Annotated in this window: 15 protein-coding genes and 1 pseudogene; 7 read left to right on the top strand and 9 right to left on the bottom strand. The window is 65.5% G+C overall.

What is annotated here, in order from left to right; genetic code table 11:
• Positions 1-5: 5 nt before the first annotated feature.
• Together NWE53_RS10290 and NWE53_RS10285 are read right to left on the bottom strand one after the other, a co-directional pair.
• Positions 6-329: a hypothetical protein gene (locus NWE53_RS10290; RefSeq protein WP_265054207.1), complete on the bottom strand. Its 324-nt coding sequence runs from the start codon at positions 327-329 to the stop codon at positions 6-8.
• Positions 330-423: 94 nt separating this feature from the next.
• Positions 424-1,044, bottom strand: a complete 621-nt coding sequence (locus NWE53_RS10285) for a TetR/AcrR family transcriptional regulator (protein WP_265054206.1) — start codon at positions 1,042-1,044, stop codon at positions 424-426.
• Positions 1,045-1,156: 112 nt separating this feature from the next.
• Here NWE53_RS10285 and NWE53_RS10280 point away from each other — a divergent pair, with 112 nt between their 5' ends.
• Entirely contained in the window at positions 1,157-1,897 is a 741-nt protein-coding gene (locus NWE53_RS10280) for a 3-oxoacyl-ACP reductase family protein (protein ID WP_265054205.1), read from the top strand.
• A 102-nt stretch (positions 1,898-1,999) separates the two neighbouring features.
• Here the strand turns inward: NWE53_RS10280 and NWE53_RS10275 are convergent, their stop codons facing one another.
• Together NWE53_RS10275 and NWE53_RS10270 are read right to left on the bottom strand one after the other, a co-directional pair.
• On the bottom strand, positions 2,000-2,806 hold the full coding sequence (locus tag NWE53_RS10275) for an MBL fold metallo-hydrolase (protein WP_265054204.1): 807 nt from the start codon (positions 2,804-2,806) through the stop codon (positions 2,000-2,002).
• 99 nt (positions 2,807-2,905) lie between these two features.
• Entirely contained in the window at positions 2,906-3,445 is a 540-nt protein-coding gene (locus tag NWE53_RS10270; RefSeq protein WP_265054203.1) for a hypothetical protein, read from the bottom strand.
• 161 nt (positions 3,446-3,606) lie between these two features.
• Between NWE53_RS10270 and ettA the strand changes: the two genes are divergently transcribed.
• On the top strand, positions 3,607-5,259 hold the full coding sequence (ettA, locus tag NWE53_RS10265) for an energy-dependent translational throttle protein EttA (RefSeq protein ID WP_265054202.1): 1,653 nt from the start codon (positions 3,607-3,609) through the stop codon (positions 5,257-5,259).
• Positions 5,260-5,623: 364 nt separating this feature from the next.
• Positions 5,624-7,228 carry an arylsulfatase gene (locus tag NWE53_RS10260; protein ID WP_265054873.1) on the top strand — a complete coding sequence of 535 codons (1,605 nt, stop codon included), beginning with the start codon at positions 5,624-5,626 and terminating at the stop codon, positions 7,226-7,228.
• Between the two features lie 245 nt (positions 7,229-7,473).
• Here NWE53_RS10260 and NWE53_RS10255 read toward each other — a convergent pair.
• From NWE53_RS10255 to NWE53_RS10235, 5 genes and pseudogenes are all read right to left on the bottom strand, one after another.
• Positions 7,474-8,615, bottom strand: a pseudogene (locus tag NWE53_RS10255) (IS30 family transposase).
• Between the two features lie 383 nt (positions 8,616-8,998).
• Positions 8,999-9,517, bottom strand: coding sequence for a GNAT family N-acetyltransferase (locus NWE53_RS10250; RefSeq protein WP_265054872.1), 519 nt, complete (start codon positions 9,515-9,517; stop codon positions 8,999-9,001).
• A gap of 107 nt (positions 9,518-9,624) precedes the next feature.
• The gene (locus NWE53_RS10245; protein ID WP_320109565.1) at positions 9,625-10,263 is read right to left on the bottom strand and encodes a class I SAM-dependent methyltransferase; all 639 of its coding nucleotides are present in this window, start codon (positions 10,261-10,263) and stop codon (positions 9,625-9,627) included.
• 25 nt (positions 10,264-10,288) lie between these two features.
• Complete coding sequence (locus NWE53_RS10240; RefSeq protein ID WP_265054201.1) at positions 10,289-11,458, bottom strand: alpha-hydroxy acid oxidase; 1,170 nt, start codon at positions 11,456-11,458, stop codon at positions 10,289-10,291.
• Positions 11,459-11,553: 95 nt separating this feature from the next.
• Positions 11,554-12,177, bottom strand: a complete 624-nt coding sequence (locus tag NWE53_RS10235) for a YitT family protein (RefSeq protein WP_265054200.1) — start codon at positions 12,175-12,177, stop codon at positions 11,554-11,556.
• 120 nt (positions 12,178-12,297) lie between these two features.
• Between NWE53_RS10235 and NWE53_RS10230 the strand changes: the two genes are divergently transcribed.
• From NWE53_RS10230 to metF, 4 genes are all read left to right on the top strand, one after another.
• Positions 12,298-14,496, top strand: coding sequence for a glycoside hydrolase family 3 N-terminal domain-containing protein (locus NWE53_RS10230; protein WP_265054199.1), 2,199 nt, complete (start codon positions 12,298-12,300; stop codon positions 14,494-14,496).
• A 240-nt stretch (positions 14,497-14,736) separates the two neighbouring features.
• A complete protein-coding gene (locus tag NWE53_RS10225; protein WP_265054198.1) occupies positions 14,737-14,940 on the top strand; it encodes a cold-shock protein in 204 nt (67 codons plus the stop codon).
• Positions 14,941-15,794: 854 nt separating this feature from the next.
• Entirely contained in the window at positions 15,795-16,808 is a 1,014-nt protein-coding gene (locus NWE53_RS10220; RefSeq protein WP_265054197.1) for an ArsR/SmtB family transcription factor, read from the top strand.
• A complete protein-coding gene (gene metF / locus NWE53_RS10215; protein ID WP_265054196.1) occupies positions 16,808-17,719 on the top strand; it encodes a methylenetetrahydrofolate reductase [NAD(P)H] in 912 nt (303 codons plus the stop codon). The genes NWE53_RS10220 and metF overlap by 1 nt, the downstream gene beginning before the upstream one ends.

Genomic DNA, 17,719 nt, shown 5'->3' with positions numbered 1-17,719 from the left:
CGGGGTCAGTTCAGGATGCAGAAGCCGCCGACCACGACATCGGTCCGGCACCAGGGCTTCTGAGCGCCTTCATTGGCGGTCAGGCGGAGCAGGACAGGCTCCTCGCGCGGCGCGCCGGAGGCCGGGAAGGGCGCTCGCTCGGGTTGGCCGGCTTCCGCGGCCTTGGCGCCGGCGATACCTGCAGCGCCGGGAACGACGACGATGCTGTGGCTGGTCTTGGTGGCGGGAGCGGAACCGCCGCGCCCGGAGCGGAAGCGGGCGGCCTCGGCCTGGATGGGCAGCAGGGCGGCGACAGCGAGCAGGCAGGCGAAGGCGGCGATGCGGCGCATGGAGCGGTCTCCCGATTGCAGGCAGGATGCCGCGATCGGCCGCTACGGCAAGGAAAGCCTGGGATCAGCCTCAGCGAGGCGTTAACGGCGAGGATCAAGCTGCGGCGTCGCGCGGCTGAGTCAGGCTGTCCCAGGCCGCCATGGCTCCGCGCACGATCGCTTCCAGCGTTGCGCGCGAAGCGCCGTCGCGGGCCTGGATCGACATGCCCTGCTGGACAGTGACGTAATAGCTGGAGAGCGGGTGCGTATCGAGCGAAGCTGGCAGTTCGCCGGCCGTAATGGCCCGGTTCAGCCGCTCCTCGATCATCGTGACGCTGCCGGCCCTCATTTCGCGCAGGATGCGGCTCGTCTCCTCGCCGACGCCGACCGCGTTGACCGCCGAGAGCACGACCATGCAGCCGGGCGGGCGACCCGGCCGGGTGAAGGTCGCGGCGCTCGCCATGAGATAGCCCTCGATCGCCGCCCGCGCTGTCCGCGCGTCGCTCAAGGGCGCGAGGATGTCGTCGCTTTCGGTCGCGGCGAAATGGCCGATGGCCTCGCGATAGAGCTCCTCCTTGCTGCCGAAGGCGGCATAGAGGCTCGGGGAGTTGATGCCCATGGCGTCGGTGAGGTCGCTCATCGACGCGGCCTGGTAGCCGCGATCCCAGAACACATCCATGGCGCGCTCCAGCGCGGCCTGCCGGTCGAAACTGCGTGGACGGCCCCGCTCGGCCATGTCGCCTGCCCCTCGAAGTTATTCTGTGTCGATCGATATATATTTCTCTTGACGCCCCCGGGCAAGCGCCTCATGTATTTATGTATCGATCGTAACATAAATGGAGTTTCCCATGTCACGCCTTGCTGGAAAGCGCGCGCTCGTCACTGGCGGCAGCCGCGGAATCGGCGCTGCCATCGCCAAGCGGCTGGCCGCCGAAGGCGCAGATGTCGCGCTGACCTATGAGCGTTCGGCCGACAAGGCGGCCGAAATCGTGAAGGCGATCGAGGCTCTCGGCCGCAAGGGCGTCGCGGGGGCGGCCGACAGCGCCGATCCCGAAGCGGTGAAGCGCTCGGTGAACGAGGCGGCGAAGGCGCTCGGCGGGCTCGACATCCTCGTCAACAATGCCGGCATCTATCGTGGCGGCCCGGTCGCGGACTGGAGCCTCGCCGATATAGACGCCACGCTCGCCGTGAACGTCCGCGCCGTGGTGCTGGCCTCGCAGGCTGCCGCCGCGCATCTGGGCGAGGGCGGGCGGATCATCTCGATCGGCTCCTGCCTCGCCGACCGCGTGGTCGAGCCCGACATCACGCTCTATGCGATGAGCAAGGCGGCGCTGATCGGCTTCACCAAGGGTCTGGCGCGCGATCTCGGCCCGCGCGGCATCACCGTCAACATCGTCCATCCCGGCTCGACCGATACCGACATGAACCCGGCCGATGGTCCGGGCGCCGAGGCGCAGCGGTCGCGCATGGCGATCCCGCGCTACGGCAGGCCGGAGGATATCGCCGGTGCCGTCGCCTATCTCGCGAGCGATGAAGGCCGCTTCATCACCGGCGCCGGCTTCGCCATCGACGGCGGCGTCAACACCTGAATGGCATGCTCGGGCTTGGCCCGAGCATCTCGTGACCAGATGATGCAGAAGCCTTTTCCGGCCTGAGAGTCTCGGGTCGCGCCCGAGAATGGCGGCAAGGACTCAATGCCCGGGCAGCACGATCATGGTGGGCTTCGCCGGCAGCGTGGCCTTGCTCAGCGTGATCGTCGACTGCCCGCGGCGCTCGACCGGCCAGAGGTCCTGCGTCCGGGCGAGGAAGCGGTTCAAAGTGCCGCCGCCGAAGAAGTGCATGGGGATCATGACGCGGGCCTGGACCGTCTTCAGCACCTCCAGCATGCCGTCCTGGTCGAGCGTGTAGCTGCCGTCGACCGGGAAGAGAACGATGTCGACGCGGCCGAGCGCGCGCAGATGGCCGGGCTCAAGCGGGTGATGCAGGTGGCCGAGATGGGCGATACAGAGCTCGCCGATCTCGAAGACGAAGATCGAGTTGCCGTCATAGTCGGTGCCGCCGTCATAGCTGCGGATATTGGTCGGCACATTGCGGACGCGGACGTCGCCGAGCGTGACATCGTGTTTCGCCGCGCCCTGTCCCGAAACGTCCCAGCCGGGCAGCACGCGCTTGATGGCGGGGTCGGGGCTGCGGGAATTATGGGTCGAATGCGCCTTGTTCATCGTGGCGATGTCGGGCGTGACCGGGGGACGGACATAATCGTTGTAGTCCGTCGCGATCTTCATCCCGCCCGGCGTCTCGATCAGGAAGGTCGCGTGGCCGACGAAGGTGAGCCGCACCTCGTCCTTCGCCAGGTTGATACGCTGGATCGGCAGCTTCAGGCTCGCCATCTCCGGCCGGCAGCCCGGTTCTTCAGACTGGGCGTGGACCGATGCGGGGGCAAAGCCGAAGGCGGCGGCGACGAAAGCCAACAGGCCGAAGGTGCGCGACAGATTCATCGACCGGCTCCCGCTTTTCACTCGTCTGCGACGATCAGGCAAATGGCGGGCCGTGGGAAGCGCTCTGGCGGTTTCGTGAACCGGACCGCGCACGGCGATTCAGTCCGGCCGGATCTCGACATGCGCGCCAGCCAGGCGGCGGTACAGCTTCCTGCGGCGCAGGATCGGCACCCAGTCGTAGAGAAACATCTCGGCCGGGCGCCAGATCACCACCCAGCCGATGATGATCAGGCTTTCCTGGAAGACGCGCGCGAAGGGGCCTTCGCTGCCTTGCGTCAGCAGCCAGCTTAGAAACAGGCAGGCGGCGAGGCCGGCAAAGCCGATGGCGAAGACCAGGCGCCCGTCGCGAAACAGCTCGCGCAGGGCCTGGGTTTCCGTGCGCGCTCGGCTGGCGAACCAGCTGGTGATCGCCGTGGCGAGATCGGGCACCGGCCGGTCGGCGGCATCGGCCCTTTCGAGATGGATCACGATCGCGATCGGCGCGTCCTTCGGCAGGTCGCGCGCCCAATCGACGATGTACGCATCGGCCTCCGCCGCGATGTCGCCCTCGCGGAAGGGGAAGGGGTCGAGCGTGTTGAAGAGCTGCGCGCCGTCGCGCAGCCTGAGTTCGATCGTGGCCTTGCCGTTCTGCTCTGACATGTCGGATGGGCCCCGGCCGGTTTGCGCCTGCATTGTTCAGGACGCGCTTGCCCGCCGCAATCGCCCGATGCGGTTGCGGCCAGCGGCGCCGCTCGCTACATAGCGGCCAGATTTCCCGACATCTCGTCGCCAAGCGTCTGAAAGCGGAGCCCGCTCGCCCCATGTCCCGCCAGTTCATCTACCATATGCGTGGCCTGTCCAAGACCTATCCGGGCGGCAAGCAGGTGCTGAAGGACATCCACCTGTCCTTCTACCCGGACGCCAAGATCGGCGTGCTCGGCGTCAACGGCGCCGGTAAATCGACCCTGCTCAAGATCATGGCAGGGTTCGACAAGGAGTGGACCGGCGAGGCCTGGGTCGCGGAGGGCGCGCGCGTCGGATACCTGCCGCAGGAGCCGAAGCTCGATGAGACGCTGAACGTCCGCGACAACATCATGCTCGGCGTCGCGCCGCAGAAGGCGATCCTCGACCGCTACAACGAACTCGCCATGAACTATTCGGACGAGACCGCCGACGAGATGACCAATCTCCAGGACGAGATCGAGGCCAAGGGGCTGTGGGACCTCGATTCCAAGGTCGACCAGGCGATGGATGCGCTGCGCTGCCCGCCTGATGACTGGGAGGTCGGCAAGCTCTCGGGCGGTGAGCGCCGCCGCGTCGCGCTCTGCAAGCTGCTGCTGGAGCAGCCCGAGCTGCTGCTGCTCGACGAGCCGACCAACCATCTCGACGCCGAGACCACCGCCTGGCTCGAAGGCCATTTGCGCAGCTATCCGGGCGCGATCCTGATCGTCACCCACGATCGCTACTTCCTCGACAACGTCACCAGCTGGATCCTCGAGCTCGATCGCGGCCAGGGCATCCCCTACGAGGGTAACTACTCGGCCTGGTCGGTGCAGAAGCAGAAGCGGCTCGCCCAGGAAGGCCGCGAGGACGTCTCGCGCCAGAAGACGCTTGAGCGTGAGCAGGAGTGGGTTTCGGCCTCGCCCAAGGCCCGGCAGGCCAAGAGCAAAGCCCGCATCCAGCGCTATGACGAACTGGTGCAGAAGGCCTCGAACAAGGGGCCGGACACCGCCCAGATCATCATCCCGATCGCGGAGCGGCTCGGCAACAACGTCGTGGACTTCGAGGATTTGTCGAAGGGCTTCCAGGACAAGCTGCTGATCGACGGGCTGTCCTTCAAGCTGCCGCCGGGCGGCATCGTCGGCGTGATCGGCCCCAACGGCGCCGGCAAGACGACGCTGTTCAAGATGATCACCGGTGTCGAGAAGCCCGATGCCGGCACGATCAAGATCGGCGAGAGCGTCCAGCTCGGCTATGTCGACCAGAGCCGCGACTCGCTCGACGACAAGAAGAACGTCTGGGAAGAGATCTCGGGCGGCAACGACATCATCTATCTCGGCAAGAAAGAGATCAATTCGCGGGCCTATTGCTCGGCCTTCAACTTCAAGGGCGGCGACCAGCAGAAGAAGGTCGGCTCGCTCTCGGGCGGCGAGCGCAACCGCGTCCACCTCGCCAAGATGCTGAAGAGCGGCGCCAACGTCCTGCTGCTCGACGAGCCGACCAACGACCTCGACGTCGACACGCTCAGGGCGCTGGAAGAGGCGCTGGAGGATTACGCGGGCTGCGCCGTGATCATCAGCCACGATCGCTGGTTCCTCGACCGCATCGCGACCCACATCCTCTCCTTCGAGGGCGACAGCCATGTCGAGTGGTTCGAGGGCAACTTCGCCGAGTACGAGGAAGACAAGAAGCGCCGGCTGGGCATCGACTCCACCATCCCGAAGCGGATTCAGTACAAGAAGTTCACGCGCTAAGGCCCCGTCTCGGAAGCAGAAAGCCCCGCGGCACCAAGCGTGCCGCGGGGCTTTTCTTTTGGACTGAGTGGGCGGGAAAATCCGGTGCCGCTGATGCCCGAGATGGGATGAGCGGATCAAGCGATTTGCGAAATATGGCCCCTCACGAGCATTTCGACAGGAGTTCAGTTGAGTTGTGAGGCCGCGCGCCGGGTAAGCGGCTTCCGTAACCGTTACAGCGCTGCACGACAGCGGACACCGTCCTAGGCTCCTTCGGCGCAAGGCGCAGGTTATCTATGCCGACCCCGAGGGATGTGGTGGAGGACATGTCGTGGAATCCAAGGATGAACGCTCTTCGAAGGACGCTGCCTTAAATCGACGCTCGATGCTTCTCGGCGGGACCGTGCTCGCGGCGACGTCGAGTTATCTTGCCGGCGCGCCGGTCCAGACGGCGCAGGCCCAGCAACCGGCGCCCGCTCCAGCGGCATCGGCCGGCGGAAGAAAGCCCAATATTCTCGTCATCTTCGGCGACGACATCGGCGTCCCGCAGGTCAGCGCCTACACGATGGGGATGATGGGCTATCGCACCCCCAATATCGACCGTATCGCCAGCGAAGGCGCGATCTTCACGGATGCCTACGGCCAGCAGAGCTGCACCGCCGGCCGCGCCTCCTTCATCATCGGGCAGGAACCGTTCCGCACTGGCCTTCTGACGATCGGCATGCCTGGCGATCCGCATGGCATTGCCGAGTGGATGCCGACGATCGCCGACGCGCTCAAGACCGCGGGCTATGCCACCGGCCAGTTCGGCAAGAACCATCTCGGCGACCGCGACGAGCACCTGCCGACGCGCCACGGCTTCGACGAATTCTTCGGCAATCTCTACCATCTCAATGCCGAGGAGGAACCGGAGGGCTATTTCTACCCGAAGGACCCGGCCTTCAAGCGCCAGTACGGCCCACGCGGCGTGATCAAATCGAGCGCGGACGGCAAGATCGAGGATACCGGCCCGCTTGACACCAAGCGCATGCCGACCGTCGACGAGGAATTCCTGGCCGGTGCCAAGGACTTCATCGACCGGCAGGTGAAGGCTCAGAAGCCGTTCTTCTGCTGGTTCAACTCGACGCGCATGCACGTCTTCACCCATCTCAAAAAAGAATCGGTGGGCAAGACCGGCATGGGCATCCATGCCGACGGCATGGCCGAGCATGACGGGCATGTCGGGCAGCTTCTCAAGCAGCTCGACGATCTCGGCATCACCGACAATACCATCGTGCTCTACACCACCGACAACGGCGCCGAGATCGCGCTCTGGCCGGACGGTGCGATGACGATGTTCCGCGGCGAGAAGGGCACGACCTGGGAAGGCGGCTTCCGCATTCCCATGAGGGTGCGCTGGCCGGGCGTGGTGAAGCCCGGCACGCAGGTCAACGAGATGATCACGCTGATGGACTGGTTCCCGACCTTCTGCGCCGCCGCCGGCCTCGGCGACGTCAAGGAGAAGATGAAGACCGGATTCCAGAGCGGCAACAAGACCTTCAAGGTCCATCTCGATGGCTACAACTTCATGCCCTTCCTGAAGGGCGACGAGAAGAAGGGGCCGCGCGAGACGGTGTTCTACTTCGACCAGGGCGGCAATCTCAATGCGCTGCGCTGGAATGACTGGAAGGTCAGCTTCGCTGTTGCCAGCGAAGGCAATATCGCGACCGCCACGCGAGAAGTGACCTCATGGGCGATGATCACCAATCTCCGCATGGATCCCTATGAGCGCGGCATGAAGGAGGGGGGCGAGTCGATGAAGTTCTTTGGCCAGCAGATGTGGCTGCTGGTGCCGGTCCAGACCAAGGTGAAGGAGTTCTTCTCCGACTTCGGCCAGTATCCCTACCAGGCCGGCAGTTCGCTGAACGCCTCCGGCATCAACTACGGGCTGCTGCAGCAGCAGTCTGCCCTGAAGCGCCTGAACGAGCTGGAACGCCTCGCGCCGAGATAAGCCCGGTATCGAAGGCGAGGCGCTACGCCAAGGTGCCTCGCCTTCGATCGGAGAAATCTCTGTCAAGTCCCGCATCCGCTGTAACGGTTACGGCCAACGCGTTTACAGCGTCCATGCCGCAGACGCAGCGAGCGCCCCTTAGGGCCGCTCAAGCCAGGGCTGCCCCTCTGCAGAAGCCAGCGCAAATTCCAGCGCGTACAGGGGCGCCGTCGACCACAGGGTAGTGTCTGCAATGGGTGGCGGGCTCAACTGATCGCCGCAACACACTCGGCGAACCTCTCGGCTGGGGTTTGATAGAGCAAGGTCTTTCTGGGCCGTTCGTTGAGCTGACGGGCGATGGCGCTGAGCTGGGCCTGGCTTTGCAGGGACAGGTCGGTTCCGTGGGGAAGATACTGGCGCAGGAGCCGGTTGGTGTTCTCGTTCGAGCCACGTTGCCAGGGTGACCTGGGATCGCAGAAGTAGACCTCGACGTTCGAAGCGAGGGCCAGCCGCTTGTGGTCGGCCAACTCCTTGCCTCGGTCCCAGGTCAGGGACTGATAGAGTTCGCCTTGATCAGGGCGGTGATGACGCTCCCGGTGTCTTTGTTGGCGACCTTGACCAGCATCACGTAGCGCGAATGCCGCTCGACCAGCGTGGCGACGTAGCTGTTCCGGGAGCCGCCGATCAGGTCGCCTTCCCAGTGACCAGGGACCGCACGATCCTCGACGGAGGCCGGCCTTTCGCTGATGGAGACGGCGTCCCTGATCTGGCCCAGGCCGTTCCGCTTCAGGCTGGCGTGCCGGGAGCGGCGGATCGTTCGCCGGGCCCTCAGGTGGTCCAGCAGTTCCTTCTTCAGCACCCCACGGGTCTGGATGAACAGGCTGCGGTAGATCGTCTCGTGCGACACTTGATTGTGTGGCTCCCGGGGGCAGGTGCGCTTGAGCCAGCCGGCGATCTGCTCGGGCGACCAGTTCCGCTGCAGCTTGCCGGATACTGTCCGGGCCAGACCGGGTCGGCAAGCCAGCTTGCACGGCTTGGGACGCAAGGCCCGGTCCCAGGCCGCCTGATCGGAGCGCGCCGCGCGGTAGCGATCCGGCCCGCCGTTGCGCTGAACCTCGCGACTGACCGTGGACGGTGATCGGCCCAATTGCCGAGCGATCACGCGCAGCGACCGGCGGGTGCTGAGCCCTCGGGAGATTTCCTCCCGCTCGCTGAGAGTGAGCGCCCGCGGCGCCCGCCGCCGGTCTGGAGGCCGAATGCCGCCCGTCGGCGAAAGCACCGAGAACACCGAAGAGGACTCCCGATCGAACCGCCGCCCAATCGAACTCATCGACTCGCCGGCCTTCCAGCGATCCCAGATCTCAGCCCGCTGGGCCGCCGAATAGTAGATCCGCCGCCGCTGCATCATCACCCACGCTCCATCTCCAAAGGAAAAGTAGCGTGTTGCGATTACCGATTGAGACCACCGGCGCCAGCAGACAGCCGCGCGGCTAGAACACGCGCAGCCGGCAGATTTAAGATGCGCGTGCTGCAAACGAATACCCTTACGCTGCGTCCTTGTTGCCCAAGTGACCGCGCAGATTTCATCGCGTTAGAGCTTGATCCGGAGAAATCCTCACGTCGCGTAATGCAAAATCGAGATGACACACGTCTACACAGACTTCCCAATTTTCTCGTTCGCGTACCATGCGTCGAGGAAGGTAAAATTTGGCATGAACTGCTTCATTCGGATTGGAAGTCCACAAGGTCTGATAGTAACCTGCGCTAGTGAGCGCTATAATGAGACGGGCCTCATCGCCAGTCGTAACGTGTAAGCGCATATGATTTCATAGGAATGCTATCATGGACTATATCGCCTACATGCTGCATTCCAATCTTCTCAGCAATGCGGTGAGAGGCGACATTTCGAATGTCGATGTCCGCGACTATCTCGGGCAGTCCGATGTCTTCGAAGGCATAAGACACAAACGGCAGGGCCGCTTCCGTTCCGTATCCCCGACCCCAGGCCGACCTATTCAGACGCCAGCCGATTTCTACCTTGGGCCCTGTCCCATCGTATGGAATCAAAAGAATCCAGCCTAAAAAACGCCTCTCTGCATCTCGACTATATATCGACCAGTAGCCAAGCCCGTCTCCAAAATCAGCTTGGATGCGTTCGCGCAAAAAAGCCTCATGCTTCGTGGCATCGTCCCACGGACCGGGGATGTATTTTACCACCTCCGGGTCGCGATCCATCGCTAGGCATGCTTCAAAATCGGCGATCGTTCGGCGCCGGAGCGATAGGCGAGCGGTCTCGGATGCAGGGAGCATTCCCAACACTAGCGCTCTCGCTGAAGTCTGCAATGGGTCGCGAGCGGACCAGCCATGAGATTGGCTGACCGAATTCGGTTGCGTTCTGCCGCCCGGGCGCAACGTCTTCAGCGCTTCCTGGCCACGAGGAAGGGCCGCGGATCCCGACCGCGCGAGGCATGGTGGGCACGCTCGACGATCTCGAAGCCCGCTGCCGCGATCTCGCGTTCCAGCTCTCCCGCGGACAAGGACGACACATAGGGAGCTTTGCCGAGGAGCTGCATGACGGGAACGGCGATGCGTATAATCGGGTTCATCTCCTTCAGGCACGGCGTCTTGGAGATGAACAGCCCGCCGGGCTTCAACAGCCGGCGGATGCCGCTCAAGGCTGCTTCCCGCGCTGCCACCAGATGCAGGACGTTGAAGCCGAGCGCGATGTCGAAGGTCTCGTCCGGCCACGGCGCAGCGTCGGGAGCGGCAACCGCAAATTCGACGTTGGCGTGCTTCCCGGCCTCGGCCCGTTCACGCGCGATGGCGATCATGCCGCCGGATATGTCGGTCGCGACGATGCGGGCTAGGGCGGGGGCGAGCCTGAGCGCCGTCGTCCCCGTGCCGCATCCGAACTCGAATGCGGTCTGTTCGCCCTTGAGATAATGCCGGGTGCGCTCGATCGTGCGCTCATAGCCCGCCATGTCCGCGATCGGATCGGCGGCGTATTTGCGGGCGATGCGGTCCCAAAAGCGTGCATCGTTTGCGGCGCGGATCATGGCGGCGGCGGGGGCGCGAGGGCGGTCAGCTCGCCAGCCGCTTCATCGCCCCTTCGCGCCCGCCGACAAGGATGTTCTGGTCGACATCCCTGATGTCGCGCAGGCCGCAGAGCGCCATGGTGACGTCGAGCTCCTTGCGGATGATGTCGAGCGCGGCGGTGACGCCCTGCTCGCCCATTGCGCCGAGCCCGTAGAGGAAGGCGCGGCCGATGAAGGTGCCCTTGGCGCCGAGCGCGATCGCCTTCAGCACGTCCTGGCCGGAGCGGATGCCGCCGTCGAACAATACCTCCATGCGGCCGCCGACCTGCTCGACGATGCCGGGCAGGGCCTCGATCGAGGACAGCGCGCCGTCGAGCTGGCGGCCGCCATGGTTCGAGACGATGAGCGCGTCGGCGCCGCTCTTGGCCGCCATCTCGGCATCCTCAGGATCGAGGATGCCCTTGAGGATCAGCTTGCCGCCCCACTGGTCCTTGATCCACCGGACGTCGTCCCAGTTCAGCTTCGGGTCGAACTGGCTGGCGGTCCAGGAGGAGAGCGAGGACATGTCGGCGACGCCGGTGACGTGGCCGACGATGTTGCCGAACTGCCGACGCGGCGTGTCCAGCATCTTCAGGCACCAGCGCGGCTTCATCGCCAGGTTGATCAGGTTGGCGATGGTCGGCTTCGGCGGGGCGGAAAGGCCGTTGCGGATGTCCTTGTGGCGCTGGCCGAGGACCTGCAGGTCGAGCGTCAGCATCAGCGCCGAGCAGCCGGCTGCCTTGGCGCGCTGGATCAGGCGGGAGATGAACTCGCGGTCCTTCATCACGTAGAGCTGGAACCAGAACGGCGCGCTGGTGTGGTTCGCCACGTCCTCGATCGAGCAGATGCTCATGGTCGAGAGGGTGAAGGGCACGCCGGCCTTGGCTGCTGCGCGGGCGGCGAGGATCTCGCCATCGGCATGCTGCATCCCGGTGAGGCCCGTGGGCGCGAGCGCGACCGGCATCGCGACGGGCCGGCCGATCATGTCGGAGGCGAGCGAGCGGTCGGTCATGTCGACGGCGACGCGCTGGCGCAGCTTGATCTTGGCGAAGTCGGTCTCGTTCGAGCGGTAGGTGCCCTCGGTCCAGGCGCCGGAATCGGCGTAATCGTAGAACATGCGCGGCACGCGGCGCTTGGCCAGAATGCGCAGGTCTTCGATGGTGAGGGGCTGGGCCATGTCTCGTCTCGCCGTTCGCTTCCCGTCAGTCCTTCGGGTTGGACTCGCATGACGGACGGCGGCGCGCAACCTCATGCGCAGCAGGGCGATCTGCGTCAGGAGACCGCCATGTAGCGGCCCGGCTTGTGGTTCATCGCCAGGATGGCGTTGATCACGAGCGTGCCGACCAGGGACAGCGCGACCTTGTCGAGCGGCAGCAGGAAAAGCGCGGCGGCGAAGATCGCGCCGTCGATCGCGAGCTGGACCCAGCCGGCGCGCAGGCCGTGGCGCTCCTGCAGGTAGAGCGCGAGGATGTTGACCCCGCCGATTGCGGTGCGGTGGCGCGCCAATGCCAGCAGGCCGAGGCCCATCGCGACGCCGCCGACGATCGCGGCATAGAGCGGCGCGACAGCCTCGATGCGGAACCAACCCGGCGTCGCCCAGACGAAGAGCGAGATCAGGGCGACGGCCGCGACGGTGCGCAGCGTGAAGGCGAAGCCCATCCGCCGGAAGGCGAGCCAGTAGAACGGCAGGTTGATGACGAAGAAGAGCAGGCTGAAATCGGCGCCTATGGCGAATTGGAGCAACAGCGCCAGCCCGGCCGCGCCGCCGGTCAGCACCGTGGCCTTGGTGAAGAGCACGATGCCGAAGCTGATCATCAGCGTGCCCAGCGGCAGGGCGAGCAGATCTTCGTAGAGGCGGTGTCTGTGCGGCATGGCTGCGATGGTGGTCTGAGACATTGCGAGCCCTGTATCGGCTGACGACTTCATGCGCCAGAGGCCATGCAACGGTTGAGCCAGAGGGAGCGATCCTGTAGGGCGCAGGCTGCTTGATGGCCTTATCGCTTGGGGATTCCCTTCATGGTTCTGCGGCTCGTCGCTGCCCTTCTGCTGTTCTGCACGGCCTCCGCTGCCTTCGCGCAGCAGCCCGTGGCCTGGAAAACCGGGCGGGAGGCGCGCGAGATCGAACGCAAGGTCGACGCGCTGATCGGGCGGATGACGCTGGAGGAGAAGGTCGGCCAGCTCCACCTCTCGGGCCGCGGCGAGGGCTTCGACATCAACAAGGTCCGCAGCGGCGACATGGGCGCGGTGATGAACTTCGTCGTGCCGGCCGAGGTTCTGGCGGTGCAGAAGGCGGTCCGCGAAAGCCGCCTGAAGATACCGCTGATCATCGGGCTCGACGCCGTCCACGGTTTCTCGACCTATTTCCCGCTGCCGCTCGGCCAGGCTTCGAGCTGGAATCCGGCGCTGATCGAGCAGGCCGCCTATTGGACCGGGCGGGAGGCCTCGGCCGCCGGCATCAACTGGACCTTCGCGCCGATGGTCGACATCTCGCGCGATCCACGCTGGGGCCGCGTGCTCGAAGGGGCGGGCGAGGATGCCTGGCTCGGTTCGATCGTCGCGACGGCGCGCACCCTCGGTTATCAACGCGGTGGCGTCGCGACCTCGGTGAAGCATTTCGTCGGTTATGGCGCTGCCGAGGCGGGCCGCGACTACAACTCGACATGGATCCCGACGAGCCAGCTCTTCGACCTCTATCTGCCGCCGTTCAAGGCGTCGTTCGAGGCCGGCTCGATGACGGCGATGGCGGCCTTCAACGCCCTGAACGGCGTGCCGGCGACGGCGCATAAGGGCATGCTGACCGATCTGCTGCGCGGGAAATGGGGTTTCCGTGGCTTCGTCACCTCCGATTTCGGCTCGATCACGGAGCTGCGGCTGCACGGCATCGCCCGCGACGACGCGGAAGCCGCGCGCAAGGCGCTGATCGCCGGCATCGACATGGACATGATGGGCGACGTCTACCACAAGCACCTCGCCAACGAGGTCCGCGCCGGGCGCGTGCCGGTGAAGGTGCTGGACGAGGCAGTCCGGCGCGTGCTGCGCGTGAAATACCATCTCGGCCTGTTCGAGAAGCCGGATGTCGACCCTGCCGCCGCACCGAAGCTGATGCAGACGGAAGCGGCCCGCGAGGTCGCGCTGCAGGCGGCGCGCGAGGGCGCGATCCTCCTCAGGAACGCCGACCAGACGCTGCCGATCCGGGACACGGTGAAGTCGGTCGCGGTGATCGGCGCCATGGCGGTGCCGGAGGATGAGCGGGTCTGGACCGATCCGGCGGGGCTGGGGCGGCGCGTCATCACGCCCCTGCCGGATGCGCTGCGCGAGCGGCTGCCGAAGGATGTCGCGATCAACTACCAGCCGGCCTTTGCCAAGAATTGCGGCACGGAGTTCGCCGACAAGGAGGCTGCGCTCCGCGCCGCGGCGGAGAGCGATCTCGTCGTCGCCATGCTCGGCGAGGACTGCGAATTCATGGGCGAGGCAGCCTCGCGCACCAAGCTCGAACTTCCCGGCGTGCAGCAGGAACTGCTCGAGGCGCTGGTCAGGACCGGCAAGCCGGTGGTGCTGGTGCTGGCGACGGGCCGGCCGCTCGTGCTGACCTGGGCGAGCGAGCATGTCGCCGCGATCCTGCAGACCTTCCATGGCGGCACGGAGGGGCGCACGGCCATCGCCGACATCCTGACCGGGCGCTACAACCCGTCGGGCCGGGTGCCGATGAGCTTCCCGCGCTCGGTCGGGCAGATCCCGGTGTATTACAACCAGCTCCCGACCGGCCGCCCGGAAAAGATCCGCCAGCGCTACGAGTCCATCTTCATGGACGAGCTCAACGAGCCGCTCTACCCCTTCGGCTACGGGCTGTCCTACAGCCGCTTCACCTATGCCGATCCGCGCGTCTCGGCTTCCTCGATGGCGCTGACGGGTGTGGTCGAGGTTTCGGTCGATGTCACCAATACCGGCGCGCGCGATGGCCACGAGGTGGTACAGCTTTATATCCGCCAGCCGGTGGCGAGCCTCTCGCGGCCGCTGCGCGAGTTGAAAGGCTTCGAGAAGGTGATGCTCAAGGCCGGAGAGACGAAAACCGTGCGTTTCAGGCTGGAAGCCGCGAAACTCGGCGCCCATGACGAACAGGGACGCTACGTCGTCGATCCCGGCGAGGTCGAAATCTACCTGGGAGGTTCATCCCGCGCCGCAGCGAAAACGCAGGTGATCCTGACCAAGTCTTGATCGATCAGCCGTTTCGACTGCTCGGTGTTTAATCTCGACAAGGATCGGTTTTCGGTCAATCCTTCCATTGCCGGCTTACACGCTAGGGCACGCGCCGATCAAATCGCAACGCGACCTGTTCGGATCACGCGTTCTCTATCAGTAGCTTGGAGGCGGATTCCCCGACCAGGTTGGTTCAACCTGATCGGATCCGGCTCGAGGGCGTGCGGGCCGGCAGGCGCGACTTCGAGGGATGTGGCGATGGCGACCGGAACCGTCAAATGGTTCAACACTGAGAAGGGGTATGGCTTCATTCAACCGGCAGAAGGCGGCAAGGACGTGTTCGTCCATATCACCGCCGTCAAGGAAGCCGGGATGATGACGCTGACGGAAGGGCAGAATGTGTCGTTCGAGCTGAAGACCGAACGCGGCAAGACCGCGGCGGGCGATCTGAAAGTGCTCTGAACGTTATTTCTGCTGCCGATAGACGCCTGCCGCGCATGGTTCAGGGCGTGACAGGCTCGTGCTTGCCATAATGACCGGATCGGCGCTGCGTTGCCGAATCCGGCGTGATGTCGGCTTTTGCCGGAAGAGATGCACCGAAAGCCCCGTCAGGCCTGAGCCTGCGGGGTTTCGGGCTTGGACATCCGAGGGATGCGCGGAGCCGGGCGGCGTTTCGCAGTCGACGGCTGCGTGCCGATGTCGAGTCGATGTCGATGGTGTCGAACAGCGACGACCTCGCGCCGTTCGGCTCCGCGCACGGGTATCTGGGGGTTCCGCTTCGTTCTGGGTTCCGGCGAAGGAGCGGGCCTGCCTGTTGGGCCCGGACGAAGTCGGCACCTCCGCGCTATCGCATCGGATGTTTCCGATGCGATATTGGATAAATCGATCACCGTTATCGCGTCCAATCGGACGCGCGGCGATCGAGCGGACCCGCAACGGTCCGGGACGCGAAGCCCGCAATCCCATCCGGCCCACGATGCCTCGCGAAGCCCCTCGGTCGGATAGGACGCGCGCAGGATAGGCATGGGTTCGCGGGGCGGGGATAAGTTTGGGCTCAGCGGCGCCGCCGGGCCGAGGCGTCATGCTCGGGCTTGACCCGAGCATCTCATGCTTCAGGAGTTTCCTGCGCCCTTTCTGATCGAGATGCTCGGGTCAAGCCCGAGCATGACGTGGCAACGGCCCTGATGCCGTATTTTGCGACGGTAGGCCCCATTCGCTCCGTCCTGTTTTCCGCACGATAATCCGCTTGCACGAACAGTCCTTTTGACATAAAGATATCTTTATATCTTTTTCTCGAGCCGAGGGAGTGCGAACGCGTGCGGCAGCCGACGGCATTGTCCTCCGATGTGCTTCTCGCCGGCTTGCGGGCCGCGGGCGAGGAGACCCGCCTGCGCATTCTCGCGCTGCTGTCCGAGGGCGAGCTCTCGGTTTCGGACCTGACCGATATCCTCGGCCAATCGCAGCCGCGCATCTCGCGCCATCTCAAGCTTCTGGCCGAGGCCGGGCTGGTCCGGCGCTCGCGCGAGGGGGCCTGGGCCTTCTTCCGGCTCGACGAGACAGGGCCGGGCGGCGCCTTCGCCGCTTCGCTCGCCGCATGGCTCGATCTGAGTGACCCGGTGCTCGCCGCCGATCGCGAGCGGCTCGCCGCCGTGCGGACGACGCGGGCGGAGGCGGCGCAGAGCTATTTCGCCAGCGTCGCGCGCGACTGGGACCGGCTGCGCAGCCTGCATGTGCCGGACCATGCCGTGGAGGCGGCCGTCGAGGAGGCGGTCGGCGAGGGCACACCCGGCGCCATGCTCGATCTCGGCACCGGCACCGGCCGGATGCTGGAGCGGATCGCGCCGAAGTTCGGCCGCGCCGTAGGCGTCGACGCCAACCATGCGATGCTGGCGGTGGCGCGCGCCAATCTGGAGCAGGCTGGGCTTTCGCGCGTCGAGCTCAGGCAGTGCGACATCTACGCGCTGCCCTTCGCGCGCGGCTCCTTCGACCTCGTCGTCATCCATCAAGTGCTGCACTTCCTCGACGATCCCGCACGCGCCGTGCGCGAGGCGGCGGCGATGCTGGCGCCGGGCGGGCGATTGATCGTCGTCGATTTCGCCCCGCACGACATGGAATTCCTGCGGACCGAGCATGCGCATCGCCGGCTCGGCTTCTCGCGCGTGCAGATCGCGGGCTGGTTCGCCGAGGCAGGCCTCGCCTGCGACCTTTCCCGCGAAGTCACCCTGGCCGATGGCGGCTCCGGCCAGCTTCCGGTCATGCTCTGGCGCGGACGCGACCGGCGCGTCCAGGCCGATCCCCCGGTTCGTACGATCGATTTCGAGGTTGCGTGATGAACGCCTTTCGCCCCAGCCGTCACGGCACACGCCGCCCCCGGGTCTCCTTCGAGTTCTTCCCGCCCAAGACGGCGGAGATGGAAGTCGCGCTGTGGGAATCGGTGCGCCGGCTCGAGCCGCTCGCTCCGGGCTTCGTCTCGGTGACCTACGGCGCCGGTGGGTCCACCCGTGAGCGCACCCACGCCACCGTCAAGCGCATGGTCGAGGAGACCGGGCTGAAGCCGGCCGCGCATCTGACCTGCGTCTCCGCTTCGCGGGCGGAAGTGGACGATGTCATCCGCTCCTATTGGGATGCCGGGGTGCGCCATGTCGTGGCGCTGCGCGGCGACCCGGCCGGCGGCCTCGGCACGACCTACGAGCCGCATCCGGAGGGCTATGACCAGACCTCTGATCTCGTCGCGGGCCTGAAGCGCATCGGCGATTTCGAGGTCACGGTCTCCGCCTATCCGGAGAAGCATCCGGAGGCGGCCTCGCTCGATGCCGATATCGACGCGCTGAAGAAGAAGGTCGATGCCGGCGCGACGCGGGCTATCACCCAGTTCTTCTTCGATAACGACGTCTATTTCCGCTATCTCGACAAGGTCCGCGCGAAGGGCATCGAGATCCCGATCCTGCCCGGCATCGTTCCCGTTCAGAATTTCAAGCAGACGGCGAATTTCGCCCGCAAGACCGGCGCCAGCGTGCCGCAATGGCTGGCCGATCGCTTCGAGGGGCTGGAAGACGATGCCGCGACGCGCCGGCTGGTGGCCGCCGCCGTCTGCGCCGAACAGGTGCTCGACCTGATCGACCGAGGCGTCGGCGACCTGCATTTCTACACGATGAACAAGGCCGACCTCGTCTATGCCATCTGCCATCTCGTCGGCTTGAAGCCCGAGAAGCCGGCGGCGCAGGCGGTGGCGGCGGAGTAA

Source organism: Bosea sp. NBC_00550, from assembly GCF_026020075.1.
Lineage (GTDB): Bacteria > Pseudomonadota > Alphaproteobacteria > Rhizobiales > Beijerinckiaceae > Allobosea.
Note: the sequence above shows the minus strand (reverse complement) of the source record. Positions and strands in the feature narration are given on the sequence as shown.